Here is a 14,204-nt window from a genome sequence, read left to right on the forward strand (position 1 = left end):
TACCGATACCAAATTATAACTGCTAATTTAATTTAAACTGTTCACCATGGAGACTACAAACCAAGAGAAAATGAAGCGGGGAGAATTTTTGAGGAGCCTGGGACTGAGTACCTCAACGCTGATGGCATTTTATTGCCTTGGCACCACTATGACCGCCTGTGGCTCCGATGACAACGAACCCGAGCCGGCCAATCCGGGTACTGGCGGCAATGGCATCGCAGGAACTATAACCGGTAATGCAATCAACTTTACGATTGATTTGAATAAAGTAACTGACCTGAAAACAAAAGGTAAGTTTCAAATTATCGGCGATACCATCGTGGCGCTTACTGAGGCAGGTACCTATGTAGCACTTGCGAGAAGATGTACGCATGAGGGTACCAATGTGCAATACCGCCTGGCGCAGAATGATTTTTGGTGCCCGAATCACGAATCTGAATTTTCAAGTACCGGTGCTGTGGAGAAGGGACCCGCTACTACTGCGCTCAAAACTTACAAGACCAGCCTGTCTGCCGACGGCAACACGATTACAGTTACCGCATAACTTCCACTTTTATGAAAATGCTCCGCTTTGTACTACCATTGGTGGTTTGTACAACAAACCTCTATGCCCAAGACGATCTGCTGAATGAACTTTCCCAACAGGATAGTGCGCATCGGGTACCCGTCACGGCCACGTTTAAGTCTACCCGGGTTGTGAATGGACACTCGGTGGAGACGATGAAAAAGAAGCATCTCGACTTCCGTATCTCCCACCGGTTTGGCCGGCTGAACTCCGGCGCCTATCAGTTTTTCGGGCTCGACCAGGCTACAATGCGAATGGGATTTGAGTATGGTGTTACCGACGATTTCATGATCGGAGTGGGCCGCAGTACTTCCCAGAAGGTTTATGATTTTTTTGGAAAATATAAGGTGTTAAAACAAAGTTCAGGCGCGCATTCCATTCCGGTTTCGGTTACGCTATTTGGAGGGACCGGAGTGGCTACTGTGAATAAGGAGCTGGAATTTCAGGACAAGCTGTATTACTCCGCCCAGGTGCTGATCGCCCGGAAGTTTGGTGAAAGGCTCTCGCTGCAACTGTCGCCTACTTATTTATACAGAAACAAACCCGAGGTACTTGGAGATGAAAAGCTCCTGCTGGCTTTGGGAATAGGCGGCAGGTTTAAGTTGTCAAAACGTGTTTCGCTGAACGGCGAATATTTTTACACTGCACGCGAGAAAAATACAGCGACTGCTCCTTACTACGATTCCATGTCTTTCGGAGTGGATATTGAAACTGGCGGTCACGTTTTTCAGCTGCATTTTACCAATTCGCTGGGCATGATTGAGAAGCAATTCATCGGAGAAACAGCCGGTACTTGGGGCAAAGGGGATATTCATTACGGATTCAACATTTCGCGGACTTTCAGTTTTGATAAAAACAACAGAAGGCCGAAATCAACTGATCAATAACAAACGATGAAACAGCACATATTACGCGCGGTGTTCATGACCGTGCTCGGGATTGCTATGTCATTCCCAGAGGCTTGGGCTCAGGGAAGTAAGTTCTCGACTTCGACGGGCAACACCCGTTTTTCATCAGAAACTCCTTTGGAAAACATCAATGCGGAGAACAAAAAGTGCCAGGCTATTTTAAATACCGCAAATGGAGAAATGGCAATCCGGATGAACATGCGTGATTTCGTTTTCCCTAATAAACTGATGCAGGAACATTTCAATGAGAATTACATTGAATCCGAAAAATACCCGACTGCCACATTCACTGGTAAGATTGACAATGTGCCTGATTACTCGAAAAACGGGCAGTATGATGTTTCTGCAACCGGCAAGTTTACGGTACACGGCGTCACCAAAGAGCGGACTTTAAAAGGTAAAATGAAAGTAGACGGAGATAAAATCACCATTACTTCCAATTTTGAAGTACCACTTACAGATCACAAAATCGAAGTACCGCAAGTTGTTTTTGTCAAGATCGCGCAGGTAATCCAGGTTAAGGCGGAGTACGTTTTAACTGCTGCCAAAAAGTAGCTGTTACCTTCTACGCCGGCGCCGGGAAGACTTTTTCTTTTTCACCGGCGCTTTTCTGACAGCCGCTTTCCGCACAACCGGCTTGCGCACAGGCTCGGCAATTTCTTCTTCTTCGACATCCTCTTCGCCCGCGACCGGCGCATTATCTGATTCAGTAGTCACGGTAACATTGCTGCGGGATGTTTTGGAAGTAAATGGAAGCTGTGAGCTGAGGATCTGGTCGATATTGGAAGTGCTGTTAATTGCTTTCAGACGGAACTTGTACGAATAGGATTTGGCCGGAAGCAGGTAAGCTTCGTGTACTCTGGGCGACCAGCTATCATCGCCACCCAGTCCCATTTGCGCCAAGTCGATATTGACGGTAGTAGAATTGCCGCGCGCCAGAACTGCCGCCCGCTTTTTGGCTGCAAGTAAATCCTTGTCCGTATAGTCATGTACGTTGAAGTTGAAAGCCGAATCGCTGGCTGCAAGTAAGCCGGTACCTTCTGCATTCACCACAGTTGCCCAGCGCACATTTGTTTTGTTTCCATTCTCCTGAGGGGTAATGTAAGAGAAATGCTGATCGGCTACCTGGCCTGTATATATACCGATTTTGCCACTCGTTTTCCGGTCCGCATAAGTTTCGTGCGAACCGTTTCCGTACCATTGGGTTTTGTTAAATGCAGCGGGCATTTGGAGCTGAAATCCGACTTTCGCCAGCGCCGGCCACTCGCCAGTTGGCGAGAATGTGTTCTGTACGTAAATGTCCCCGGAGGTATAGACAATGTACTCCGAACTCACCGCCATTTCTCCTTTGAGGCTTTTCAGTTTTTGGTTTAGAGTAACGCGGTAAGCTTGTGAGGTGAGGCGCTGCGTTTTGATATCGCCGGACGTAATTTCCAATGTATCCAACCCGGCATTGCGCCATCGGCTCGCGTAGCTTTCAGCGCCTCCGCCTTCGTCGTTATCAGTGGGTACCCGCCAGAAATTAGGAAAAGGCCCCGCTTCCAGCATTTCCTCTTTTTTGTTTTTAAAAGAAATAATGCGGCCTGCATTCTTATCGAATGTAACCGAAAAATCGTCCCCGCTCAGTTGAATGCGGCCGGCGCTCAGCTGCACGACGCGCAATGGTCTCTCTCCATACAAATTCAGGACCGGGAGTTCCGGAGCAGGTTTCACAACAGGTACCTGATGCCAGGCTACTTCATGACCTTTCGCTGCCCAGAGCGTATTCTCCTTCAATCGCACACTCAGATTCAGGAAGTATTCGCTGTTTGGCTTCGGCGTGGCAGGCAGCTCGAATGGAATGTTAATCTGCTGTTTTTGCCCAGCCGGGATATTCAGGTTTGCTATCGTACCGCCTTTTCCTATCACCTTTCCATTCTCCTGTAAAGACCAGACTAATTCGTAGCCGCTGAGTGACTGGAAATCGTATCTATTTGCGATAGTTACCTGGGTTTGACCGGGCCGCAAAGTGTCGGGTACTTCAAACTTGACGTACTGATATACCTTTTTTACCTCACTTAATTCTGGCTGCGGGGTTCTGTCGGGGTTCACCAGTCCGTCGCCTGCATTAGCTCCGTCGATGTAGTTGAAATAGTCCCAGTAGGTAGTTCCGTCGGGTCTTTTGAGCTGTAAACCCTGGTCAACCCAATCCCAGATAAAGCCGCCTTGCATAGTGGGCGATTTTTCGATCAAATTCCAGTATTCGTTCAGGTTACCAATGCTGTTGCCCATTCCATGCGCATATTCACAAATGATCAGCGGCCTCGTTTTGTCTTTTTTTACAAGTTCAACCATATCCTGCGTGGAAGGATACATCACCGAAATGATATCAAAACTGCTCAGCGACGTCGGTTTGTAGTCTTTTCGTCCCTCGTAGTGAATAGGGCGGGTAGGGTCGGCGAGGCGGATGAATTCGGCCATTGAAACAAAATTCTGCCCCATTCCCGATTCATTACCCAGCGACCAGATGATAATCGACGGATGATTTTTATCCCGCTCCACCATTGCATTGCCGCGCGCGAGGAATGCAGATTTCCATTGCGGATTATCAGCGAGAATAACGTTCTGTCTCCAAAGCTCATGGCTTTCAATATTAGCTTCGTCAATGACATACAGTCCGTACTGGTCGCAGAGATCGTACCACTCTGAAACATTGGGATAATGCGAAGTTCGTACAGCATTGATATTGTGCTGCTTCATCAATGTAATGTCTTTGATCATCGATTCGCGGCTGATCACGCGGCCGGTTTCAGGATCAAATTCGTGGCGGTTAACACCTTTGATAGTAATCGCCTTTCCACTGACCAGTAATTGTCCGCCTTTGATTTTCACATCCCGGAATCCCACGCGCTGACTCGCTGTTTCAAGTACCTTGCCGTCTGAATTCATTAGCTGCACGGTGAGGGTATATAGGTAAGGCGTTTCAGCGCTCCATTTGATCGGCGCAGTTACCGGTACATCCACCCGCACAGCTCCTTCTTTGCCATTTTCCAGCGTGCCTACCATTTGACTTACCGGCGTCGTGACTACCGATTTGTTGGCATCGTAAAGTGTAAATAATACCTGGTGCGCGTGAATGGCCTGTTCGTTGTAATTTTTGACATAGGCACTTAATTTCAGCGTTGCATTTTCCTGGTTTGCATCCAGGACCGTTCTTACCGAATAGTCGGTCAGGATTACTTTTGGTAAAATCAACAAGTTGACATCGCGGAAAATACCTGAAAGTCGCCAATAGTCCTGGTCTTCCAGGTAACTTCCGTCCGACCAGTTAATTACCTCCACAGCCAGGTGGTTGAGCCCGGGTCTAACATCTTCGGTCACATCAAACTCAAACGGCGTCATTCCATCCTCGTGGTAGCCGATCGCAACGCCATTTAACCAAACATAACAGGCTGACTGCACGCCCCCGAATTGCAGGAAAATCTGCTTATCCTTATTGTCTGCCGACACCGTGAATGTAGTCCGGTACATACCCACTGCATTCGTATCGGCCGTAATGCGCGGCGGAGTTGCTTTAAACGGGTGTTTGATATTGGAGAAAATCGGGCGGTCGTATTTACGGCCTTCCCGCGCGCCTACCACTTGCCAGTTTGACGGAACGGGAATATTATCCCAGCTGGCATCAGAGATATTCGGATCAAAGAAATTAAGTTGTGCTTTTGAGGGATGTGACGCCCATTTGAACTTCCAGGTACCATTCAGTGACTGGACAAACGGTGATTTTTTGGTCATCGTCAATGCACTCTTTTCATCGGGATAAGGTGTGAAATCGGCGTGAGGCTTTTCTGTATTAATACTGATCACCTGCGGATCCTGCCATTCCGGAATGGCCTGCGCCTTTACTTTGGATAAAAAGCAGGTATTTAGAAGGAGGATTATACAGGTGCAAAAATGGGTATAAAAAGACATATTTATCCAGGTAGATATAGGTATGTGCCTGCCGGGTCCGGCTAGTTTGATCGATTCTTCTGATAAAATTATAGATAATCAAAAAGAAACAGATGTTAAAGCAGGGAATGATCCAGTTTTATTTGAATAATGTCTTTATTTGCCCCGACACGTAAATGATCTTTCATGCTGTTAGCAGTAGATGTCGGCAACACCGACACGGTTTTCGGACTTTATCAATTTGGCTCCTGGGAGCATCTCTGGCGAATGCGGTCGCTGCCGCAGGAAAGTGAGTCACATTACGAATCCAGGCTTCGGCTGCATTTCCTGGAAGCCGGACTTTGGTTTGGCGATGTGGAAAAGGTGGTGCTGAGCAGCGTTGTCCCTGCATTGACACCCACAATATTGAAAATGCTGCGGGCACTTTTTGGTGAAGGAATTATCGTGGTAGGTCCGGATATTTACCCGGAACTTGAAATTCAGATTGATCACCCGCACGAAATAGGCGCAGACCTGATCGCCAATGCAGTGGCCGTAAGATCGCGGTACCAGCAAAATTGTGTGGTAGTGGATTTTGGTACTGCGCTCACTTTTACAACCGTTTCTAAAGACAGCAAGATCCTGGGAGTAGCCATTTTGCCCGGTTTGGTCACGGCTGTGAAAGCCCTGTTTGCCAACACAGCCCAGTTACCCGAGGTACCGCTTGTACTTCCTGCCACAGCAATTGGGAAAAATACCACTGAGGCGATTCAGGCAGGTATATTGTTGGGTTATGAAGGATTGGTGAAGTCGCTTATCAGCCGCATTCGTGAAGAACTTGGCGGTGAATGCATTGCCGTGGCAACAGGCGGACTTTCGTCCATTATTGAAACGCTGAAAGATGAATTTGTGGAGATCGATAATAAGCTTACGCTCGACGGGCTACGGGTGATTGGTGAAAAGGTGAGGAGTTAGGCTTTGAAAATGCCGGTTTCTATTAATCTTAAATCCTGTACGGGTTGGTTGTAGATGTAGGTCCAGCAATCAAGACAGTTTCCATTCCGTAAATGCACGGGTATCCTATTTCTGAGGTATAAACTTCCCGCATTGTCTTCCAAAACATCTTCATATTCGTCGAGCTCGCGCAGTATCTCCGGTGATGTCAGCTGGAAAATTTCCCCATAAACTTTCGATGTACCGTCCGGTGTGAAGATTGCACCGGGATACCATTCTACCTGGTACAAAAGTCCGTAAAAAAAGCCTTCGTCAATGAACCTCGAATGTGCGTGCAGCATTTGTGCAACCGGGTTTTTGAAGCCGATTTTCAAAGTTCCATAAGTAAACAGATACGGTAGCTCTTCCATTGATTTCTGAGGTAAAATCGTCTGTTTTTGGCAATAAATTTTAGAACTTTTCCATTTTGAATATATACCCGAGCCAAATGTAATTACATATCAGGTGTATTTTTTTTATATTTACATGTAAGCCGTTCATCTAATTCATATAAAAGTTATGTACGAAAAAAATCTTGGTACAAAACAAAAAGCGTTAAGAATCAATCTTGATCGCAGGATTTATGGCTCTTTTGCGGAGATCGGGGCAGGCCAGGAAACAGCAGCATATTTTTTTAAGGCAGGAGGCGCATCGGGTACAGTTGCCAAAACGATGTCAGCCTATGATATGACTTTCAGCGATGCAATTTACGGTACGGAAGAGGGCGGAAGGTATGTAGTAGAATCGCGACTAATGAAAATGCTGAACCGCGAGTACAATCTTGTTGAGAAGCGGCTCTCTGAGAAGCGCGGCGAAGACAGCCAGTTCTTCGCATTTGCCAATACGGTAGTTGCACTGAATTTTCAAAAGACCAACGAGTCGCATGGCTGGATTGGTCTGCAATTCCAGTTGTCGCCCATGGGACCTACCAACTATGTGGTTATACACGTCCGCATGCGCGACGATGAAAATATTTTGCAGCAGCAGGCACTTGGAATTATCGGGGTGAACCTGATGTACGGTTGCTTCTTTTATTATAAATCCCCTGAAACACTGCTGCTTTCCTTGATGGACGATCTGACGACGGATCGCATTGAAATCGATATGGTACGTTTCAGCGGGCCAGATTTTGCGAAGGTTGATAACAGGTTGATGAGTCTGCGTCTTGTAAAAAACGGCTTTACTGACGCAGCATTGTTTGGTAGTGATGGCGGTGTTTTGCAACCCTCGGAGGCTTTGTACAAAAAGCACATTCTGATGATGCGCGGGCGGCTACGTCCGATCACCAATGTACATATCGACCTGATCAGCAATGGACAGAAGCAGTTTCTTGCTGAGCCGGACGTGGACGAATCCAAGGTTGTACTGATATCCGAGCTTACTTTGCATAACCTGAAAGCAGGCGACCGGGATATCGACGAGAAGGATTTTCTTGACCGTGTGGATATCCTGTGTTCGCTGGGCCACATGGTAATGATATCAAACCACCATGAATATTACAGGCTGGTTGCATATCTTTCAAGGTTGACCAAGCTAAAAGCCGGCTTGCTGCTGGGTAGTCCGAGCTTGCAGGATATTTTTGAGGAAAAGCATTATGAATTTCTTCCGGGCGGCATTCTCGAATCTTTCGCCACATTGTTCAGTCGCAAAGTGAAGCTGTTTATTTACCCGACATTGCAGCCTGACGGATCGGTTTACAGTTGCGAAAACTTCGTGGTACCGGCGCATTTGCAGCCCCTTTTCCAATATCTCACGATCAATGACAAAATTGAGGATATCAGGAATTACAATAAAGAACACATGCACATTACGACCGATAGCGTACTTGAAAAGATCAAGCGCGGCGAACCGGGATGGGAAAAGCTGGTTCCTGAGAATGTAGCGCAGATTATTAAGGAAAAATCACTGTTTGGGCTTCCGAATGAAGATAATTACGTAGATACTGTCAAGCAGATTCACCAGGCTGTTGGGAATCTATAATTCTTATTGCCACGAATGCACAAATGGACATGAATTAGCTTTCGTGTCCATTTGTGTATTCGTGGCAATACAATGAAGTAACTAACTTCAAAATCAGGCTTTTGGCTAAAAGCATTTTTGCAATGGCCAAAATCCTGAATCCTCCTTCCACATTCTTCGGCCGACTTCGTTACCTTGGCCCCGGTTTCATTTTATCCGCCGCCATTGTCGGTTCCGGCGAGCTGATCGCCACCACTGCCTTAGGAGCAAAGGCAGGTTTTGTGATGTTCTGGATTATCATTCTCAGTTGTTTGGCAAAGGTTGCCTTGCAGCTCGAATTTGGAAAGAATGCAATCTATTCAGGCACTTTCATCATGCATAACTTCAACCAATTGCCTGGATTGAAGCTTGGAAAAGCGCATTGGAGCATCTGGCTGTGGCTTTCGCTGCAAGGTTTGAAACTGTTGCAGGTAGGCGGTATCGTAGGCGGAGTCGCGATTGTGCTGCACATGGCGTGGCCCGGAATACCTGTTAATGCGTGGGCGGTGATCTCTGTTTTGCTCACCTCTTTTTGGGTATATAAAGGGAATTACAGCGTGGTTGAAAAAGGCTCGCTGGTGATGATCATGCTCTTTACCTCTGTCATTCTCATCTCCCTCTTCTTATTACAGGACACGCAGTACGCTATCAAATGGCCGGATATCCAAATCGGACTTGAATTTTCGCTTCCAGCAGGAATGGTGGCAGCTGCATTTGGTGCATTCGGCATTACGGGAGTAGGCGGCGATGAAATTATGTACTACAATTATTGGTGCATTGAAAAAGGCTACGCTGCTTATTCGGGCCCAAACGACAATAGCCGGGAATGGAGTGAGCGGGCAAAAGGCTGGTTTGATGTGATGTACCTGGATGCTGTTTTGTCAATGGTTGTATATACCATTGTTACTGCGGCTTTTTACTTGCTGGGAGCGGCAGTTTTGCACAGGCAGGGTACTGTTCCCGAGGGATATCAAATGGTTGAAACACTTTCCGGGATATTCACCGAAACGCTGGGTCCCTGGGCTGAGAACCTCTTTCTGGTAGGCGCATTCTTTGTTTTGTACTCCACCCTTTTTACCGCAACCGCCAGCTGGGCGCGCGTCTGGGGAGATGCTTTCGGACAATTGGGCTGGATGAAATTTGATATGGAAGCAAGTCAGCGGAAAACGATAGGTATTCTTTCCTGGGCACTGCCTGTTGTCTGGTGCGTACTATTCCTGTTTTTTCAATCACCTGTCATGATGGTGACATTGGGCGGTATTGCTACCTCTGTTTTGCTGTTGCTTATTGTTTACGTATCACTCGAATTCCGCTTTCGCGAGTTGCCAGCTGCATTAAAGCCCTCGTTGCTGTACAATGCTTTTTTCTGGATCAGTGTGGTTTCTATCTTGACAGTAAGTGCATATGGTATCATACAAATTATGTAAAGTGAAAGTACTGTCGGAGGTGGGTTGTATTTAAATGTATTTCCGATGGATAATCGATTACTGATCCAAGCTCATGTATCCTGATTTAAGTTTGATAATTGACTAACTTGTATCTGAATAAAACTTTAAACCGGTAACTACACACATGCAACATCAGGAAATTGACAGGTATCTTTCAAATGCGAAGGAGATATTGACTACAAAGGCGGGGAAAGAAGGAAGCGAATATCGAGATATCAAATACGTTCAAATGGCATCAGGAACAGCCTACAATGCGGCTTTGATGATCGTCGACGAATACCTAAGGCGTAAAGAAGGACATAAGTTTGTCAAACCTAAAAGCATTGAAGATTACAGATGCAGGCTGAGGAAGTATAACAAAACATTGCTCTCCTATTTGAATGAAGCCTACGACACGCTGCATCTTGCAGGGTATTACCACGGAACTCCCTCAGTGCGGACCATCCGAGAAGGAATGGACGCAGCTTACAAGATGCTGGCTATAATTAGTTGAGATTGCGTTATTAAGCAAAACGCCAGCCAAGAGAGACTTGGCCGGCGTTTTGCTTAATTATGTATTCAGTTTCAAAGAGACTTGAAGTCGAACGTTTCAAGGTATTTCGTAGTGAAATTCCCTGATTTGAAACCCGGATCATCCATTAATTTGATGTGGAAAGGAATTGTTGTCTTTATTCCTTCTATTACAAACTCCTGCAATGCGCGCTTCATACGGGTAAGTACTTCTTCACGTGACTGCCCGCTGACAATCAGCTTGGCAATCATTGAATCGTAGTTTGGAGGGATGGTGTAGCCGCTGTAAACGTGGCTGTCAATCCTAACTCCGTGACCACCGGGGAAATGCAGGTTAGTAATTTTTCCAGGTGCTGGTCTGAAGCCGTTTGCAGGATCTTCTGCATTGATGCGGCACTCCATTGCGTATAGCTTCGGAGTATAGTTCTGTCCTGAAATCGGGTAACCTGCGGCAACTTTGATCTGTTCTTTGATCAGGTCGAAATCAGTTACTTCCTCTGTAATCGGGTGCTCTACCTGGATACGTGTATTCATTTCCATGAAATAGAAATCGCCGTGCTTGTCGACCAGGAATTCGATTGTTCCTGCGCCTTCGTATCCGATTGCCTGCGCGCCTTTGATCGCGGCAGCCCCCATTTGTTCGCGCAATTCAGGTGTAATAATAGGGGAAGGAGTTTCTTCTACCAGCTTCTGGTGACGGCGCTGGATAGAGCAGTCGCGTTCTGACAAGTGGCAAACCTTACCAAACTGATCTCCGATGATCTGAATTTCAATGTGACGGGGCTCTTCTACAAACTTTTCAAGGTATAAACCGTCATTTCCAAATGCAGCTGCGGATTCTGTGCGAGCATCGTTCCATGCTTTTTCGAATTCATCAGGCTTGTTGATAATCCGCATTCCGCGTCCGCCGCCGCCGGCAGTAGCTTTGATGATAACCGGATATCCGATTCCTTCTGCAAGCTTTTTACCTTGTTCGATAGATTCCAGCAAACCTTCGGATCCGGGAACAACAGGTACTCCGGCCTGGATCATAGTTGCTTTTGCAGTAGCCTTGTCTCCCATTCCATTGATCTGGGCGGCTGTTGCACCAATAAACTTGATACCATAATCCGCGCATATCTGCGAGAATTCGGCATTTTCAGACAAGAATCCGTAACCCGGGTGAATTGCATCCGCACCGGTTACTTCGGCAGCAGATATGATATTTTGAATGCTCAGATATGACTGACGACTTGGGGGAGGACCGATACAAACGGCCTCGTCAGCAAATCTTACATGGAGACTGTCCCTGTCAGCAGTAGAGTAAACAGCTACCGTTTTAATGCCCATTTCACGGCAGGTCCTGATAACCCGCAGGGCTATTTCGCCCCGGTTGGCAATGAGTATCTTTTTAAACATAAAATCAATTTGGTTTTGCAGACCGTCTCTCGCCTCAGGCGGGCTCTACAATAAATAGAGGTTGGTCGAATTCAACAGGCGTAGCGTTTTCAACAAGAACTTTCACGATTTTACCTGAAATTTCAGATTCAATTTCGTTGAAAAGTTTCATTGCTTCAACCACACAAACAACCTTGCCTGGTTTGATTTCATCGCCGATACTTACGAATGCAGGAGTATCAGGGCTGGATGCGCGGTAGAATGTACCGATCATCGGTGACTTAATTGTAATCAGGTTTGAAGAGCTGTCTGCCGAAGTAGTTGGCTCAGTTTGTGCAGAATGCGTTACGGCAGTTGTAGGTACCGGAGGCGCAGTCGTAGGAGCGACTGTTACCGCAGCAGGAATAGAAGTAGGCGATGCTGCAGGAGCTGAGCCGTAACGTTTTACCTTGATCTTAAGATCGGTAGTTTCAATATTCACTTCATCAAGTCCCGACTGGGCAATGAAGTCAATCAATTTCTGGATTTCTCTGGTTTCCATTTATTCAAATTTAAACTGTGGTGATCTTAACCTCAAAGGCTTGATAATAAGCAACTCGCAAAGGCCATTTACCTCACAGATTTCATAAAGTTATGATTTTACTCTTTCTACGTAATCGTAAGTACGGGTGTCCACTTTAATTTTCTGACCCTCTTCAATAAAAAGTGGAACCATAATCCGGGCACCTGTCTCAACTTCAATTGCTTTCTTCGGAGAGTTGGCAGTGTCGCCTTTTAGGCCTGGTTCTGAGTAGGTTACCACCAGCTCGACAAACGGAGGCAGCTCACAAAGTAAAGCTACGTCGTTTTCAGTGTTGATCAGGATTTCCACTTCCTGGCCTTCTTTCATCAAATCCGCATTGGTAACCAGTTTTTCATCGATCAGAACCTGGTCAAATGTTTCAGCATTCATGAAGTTATATCCAACCTCATCTTTATATAAATACTGGAATTTATGTCTTTCAACACGTACCGGTGTAATCCCCGCGCCGGAAGAAAAGGTGTTATCCAATACTTTTCCGGTAGTAAGGCTTTTCAACTTGGTGCGGACAAATGCATTGCCTTTTCCCGGCTTCACATGTTGAAATTCAATCACCTGGAAAAGATCATGGTTGAAATCTATCACCAATCCGTTGCGCAAATCTGCAGTAGTTGCCATATAATCAAAAATTAATATTAAATTCTGTATCAGGGTTAACCTATCTTGGATCGTAAGCCCATTTCAGATAAATGGAGCCCCAGGTAAAACCGCCGCCGAATGCAGCTAGAATAAGATTATCCCCTTTTTTGAGCTGTGATTCGTAGTCCCAGAGACAGAGCGGGATTGTAGCAGCAGTGGTATTACCATACTTCTGGATATTCACCATCACTTTCTCCATACCTACACCCATCCTGTTAGCTGTGGCTTCGATAATGCGTTTGTTGGCCTGGTGTGGTACCAGCCAGTTTACATCGGAACCTTTCAGGCCGTTGCGCTCCATGATTTCTGCTGAAACGTCGGCCATGTTTGTGACAGCAAACTTGAATACCTGCGCACCATCCTGAAAAACAAAATGCTGGCGTTTTTCAACAGTCTCGTGGGTAGGCGGAAAGCGGCTTCCTCCTGCCTTTTGGTTCAGGTATGGATAACCAGCACCATCAGACCGGATGATTGAATCCTTAATACCGGCACCTTCCGAGTTAGGTTCCAGCAAAACAGCGCCCGCGCCGTCACCAAACAAGATGCAAGTCTTTCTGTCGGTATAATCCACGATTGCGGACATTTTATCAGTACCGACGACAATGATCTTTTTATATTTTCCGGTCTCAATAAATTGCGAGCCGAGTGTCAATGCATATAGAAAACCGGAGCACGCCGCCTGGATATCGAAGCTTCCTACATTCCGGATGCCCACCATATCGCAGATCAGGTTAGCCGTGCAGGGGAATATAAAATCAGGGGTAGTTGTAGCGCAGATTAACAGATCAATTTCTGCGGGTGCGGTGCCTGTTTTTGCCAACAAACCTCTCACAGCCTCAGCACCCATATGTGAACTTCCCAAGCCTTCTCCTTTCAGAATACGCCTTTCTTTAATACCCGTTCGACTTACAATCCATTCATCGTTCGTCGCAACCATTGTTTCCAACTCGGCATTCGTCAAAATATAATCAGGCACATACCCTTGTATTCCTGTTATAGAGGCTTTTATATGGGTCATGATAAATTAACTATTCAAAATCCGAATAGGTTTTGGTAAAAAGGACAGTTGCTGTTTAATCATAGGTGGTTCGGACTAACTCAGTGCTTGTGAAATATGCAAATATGCTTTGGACTTAACCTGTTTGTAAGCCCAGCCAACCATGTTCTTGATTGCCAGCGGAGACGAAACTCCATGAGCGATCATGACATTTCCGTTAACACCTATAATAGGACTGCCTCCGATTGATTCGTAGTTTGTCTGGTCGATAAAATCATCCTGA

13 protein-coding genes and 1 pseudogene are annotated in these 14,204 nt (G+C 46.2%); 7 read left to right on the forward strand and 7 right to left on the reverse strand.

Going from position 1 to position 14,204, the window contains the following annotated elements; all coding sequences use genetic code 11:
- The first annotated feature begins 46 nt into the window (after positions 1–46).
- The 3 genes from ACTIE6_RS17885 to ACTIE6_RS17895 are packed head-to-tail and all read left to right on the forward strand — an operon-like array spanning position 47 to position 2,028.
- On the forward strand, positions 47–544 hold the full coding sequence (locus ACTIE6_RS17885; RefSeq protein ID WP_439557940.1) for a ubiquinol-cytochrome c reductase iron-sulfur subunit: 498 nt from the start codon (positions 47–49) through the stop codon (positions 542–544).
- Positions 545–555: 11 nt separating this feature from the next.
- A complete protein-coding gene (locus ACTIE6_RS17890) occupies positions 556–1,452 on the forward strand; it encodes a DUF5777 family beta-barrel protein (protein WP_439557941.1) in 897 nt (298 codons plus the stop codon).
- 6 nt (positions 1,453–1,458) lie between these two features.
- The gene (locus tag ACTIE6_RS17895) at positions 1,459–2,028 is read left to right on the forward strand and encodes a YceI family protein (protein ID WP_439557942.1); all 570 of its coding nucleotides are present in this window, start codon (positions 1,459–1,461) and stop codon (positions 2,026–2,028) included.
- Between the two features lie 3 nt (positions 2,029–2,031).
- On the opposite strand, the gene ACTIE6_RS17900 is transcribed toward ACTIE6_RS17895, so the two are convergent.
- Positions 2,032–5,421 (reverse strand): glycoside hydrolase family 2 TIM barrel-domain containing protein, encoded by a 3,390-nt coding sequence (locus ACTIE6_RS17900; protein WP_439557943.1) that lies wholly within the window; start codon positions 5,419–5,421, stop codon positions 2,032–2,034.
- Between the two features lie 165 nt (positions 5,422–5,586).
- Here ACTIE6_RS17900 and ACTIE6_RS17905 point away from each other — a divergent pair, with 165 nt between their 5' ends.
- Entirely contained in the window at positions 5,587–6,354 is a 768-nt protein-coding gene (locus ACTIE6_RS17905; protein WP_439557944.1) for a type III pantothenate kinase, read from the forward strand.
- Here the strand turns inward: ACTIE6_RS17905 and ACTIE6_RS17910 are convergent.
- Complete coding sequence (locus ACTIE6_RS17910) at positions 6,351–6,743, reverse strand: gamma-glutamylcyclotransferase family protein (protein WP_439557945.1); 393 nt, start codon at positions 6,741–6,743, stop codon at positions 6,351–6,353. The genes ACTIE6_RS17905 and ACTIE6_RS17910 overlap by 4 nt on opposite strands.
- Positions 6,744–6,891: 148 nt before the next feature.
- On the opposite strand from ACTIE6_RS17910, the gene ACTIE6_RS17915 reads away from it, so the two are divergent.
- From ACTIE6_RS17915 to ACTIE6_RS17925, 3 genes are all read left to right on the forward strand, one after another.
- Positions 6,892–8,352 (forward strand): TonB-dependent receptor, encoded by a 1,461-nt coding sequence (locus ACTIE6_RS17915; RefSeq protein ID WP_439557946.1) that lies wholly within the window; start codon positions 6,892–6,894, stop codon positions 8,350–8,352.
- A 101-nt stretch (positions 8,353–8,453) separates the two neighbouring features.
- Complete coding sequence (locus ACTIE6_RS17920) at positions 8,454–9,797, forward strand: Nramp family divalent metal transporter (protein ID WP_439557947.1); 1,344 nt, start codon at positions 8,454–8,456, stop codon at positions 9,795–9,797.
- Positions 9,798–9,942: 145 nt separating this feature from the next.
- Positions 9,943–10,311, forward strand: a complete 369-nt coding sequence (locus tag ACTIE6_RS17925; RefSeq protein ID WP_439557948.1) for a DUF5618 family protein — start codon at positions 9,943–9,945, stop codon at positions 10,309–10,311.
- Between the two features lie 71 nt (positions 10,312–10,382).
- On the opposite strand, the gene accC is transcribed toward ACTIE6_RS17925, so the two are convergent.
- The 5 genes and pseudogenes from accC to ACTIE6_RS17950 all read right to left on the reverse strand — a co-directional run.
- On the reverse strand, positions 10,383–11,726 hold the full coding sequence (gene accC / locus ACTIE6_RS17930; protein WP_056279663.1) for an acetyl-CoA carboxylase biotin carboxylase subunit: 1,344 nt from the start codon (positions 11,724–11,726) through the stop codon (positions 10,383–10,385).
- A gap of 34 nt (positions 11,727–11,760) precedes the next feature.
- Complete coding sequence (accB, locus tag ACTIE6_RS17935) at positions 11,761–12,246, reverse strand: acetyl-CoA carboxylase biotin carboxyl carrier protein (protein ID WP_439557949.1); 486 nt, start codon at positions 12,244–12,246, stop codon at positions 11,761–11,763.
- Positions 12,247–12,336: 90 nt separating this feature from the next.
- Positions 12,337–12,903, reverse strand: coding sequence for an elongation factor P (efp, locus tag ACTIE6_RS17940; RefSeq protein ID WP_056279667.1), 567 nt, complete (start codon positions 12,901–12,903; stop codon positions 12,337–12,339).
- Between the two features lie 40 nt (positions 12,904–12,943).
- Positions 12,944–13,942, reverse strand: a complete 999-nt coding sequence (locus tag ACTIE6_RS17945) for a beta-ketoacyl-ACP synthase III (protein ID WP_439557950.1) — start codon at positions 13,940–13,942, stop codon at positions 12,944–12,946.
- A 75-nt stretch (positions 13,943–14,017) separates the two neighbouring features.
- Positions 14,018–14,204, reverse strand: a pseudogene (locus ACTIE6_RS17950) (phosphate--acyl-ACP acyltransferase); the annotation flags it as partial.

Source organism: Dyadobacter sp., from assembly GCF_051859145.1.
Classification (GTDB): Bacteria; Bacteroidota; Bacteroidia; order Cytophagales; family Spirosomataceae; genus Dyadobacter.

Coding starts and splice junctions, on each gene's coding strand:
- ACTIE6_RS17945 (WP_439557950.1), bottom strand. CDS start 13,942: ATGACCCATATAAAAGCCTCTATAACAGGAATACAAGGGTATGTGCCT.
- ACTIE6_RS17900 (WP_439557943.1), bottom strand. CDS start 5,421: ATGTCTTTTTATACCCATTTTTGCACCTGTATAATCCTCCTTCTAAAT.
- ACTIE6_RS17885 (WP_439557940.1), top strand. CDS start 47: ATGGAGACTACAAACCAAGAGAAAATGAAGCGGGGAGAATTTTTGAGG.
- efp (WP_056279667.1), bottom strand. CDS start 12,903: ATGGCAACTACTGCAGATTTGCGCAACGGATTGGTGATAGATTTCAAC.
- accC (WP_056279663.1), bottom strand. CDS start 11,726: ATGTTTAAAAAGATACTCATTGCCAACCGGGGCGAAATAGCCCTGCGG.
- accB (WP_439557949.1), bottom strand. CDS start 12,246: ATGGAAACCAGAGAAATCCAGAAATTGATTGACTTCATTGCCCAGTCG.
- ACTIE6_RS17910 (WP_439557945.1), bottom strand. CDS start 6,743: ATGGAAGAGCTACCGTATCTGTTTACTTATGGAACTTTGAAAATCGGC.
- ACTIE6_RS17925 (WP_439557948.1), top strand. CDS start 9,943: ATGCAACATCAGGAAATTGACAGGTATCTTTCAAATGCGAAGGAGATA.
- ACTIE6_RS17905 (WP_439557944.1), top strand. CDS start 5,587: ATGCTGTTAGCAGTAGATGTCGGCAACACCGACACGGTTTTCGGACTT.
- ACTIE6_RS17890 (WP_439557941.1), top strand. CDS start 556: ATGAAAATGCTCCGCTTTGTACTACCATTGGTGGTTTGTACAACAAAC.
- ACTIE6_RS17915 (WP_439557946.1), top strand. CDS start 6,892: ATGTACGAAAAAAATCTTGGTACAAAACAAAAAGCGTTAAGAATCAAT.
- ACTIE6_RS17895 (WP_439557942.1), top strand. CDS start 1,459: ATGAAACAGCACATATTACGCGCGGTGTTCATGACCGTGCTCGGGATT.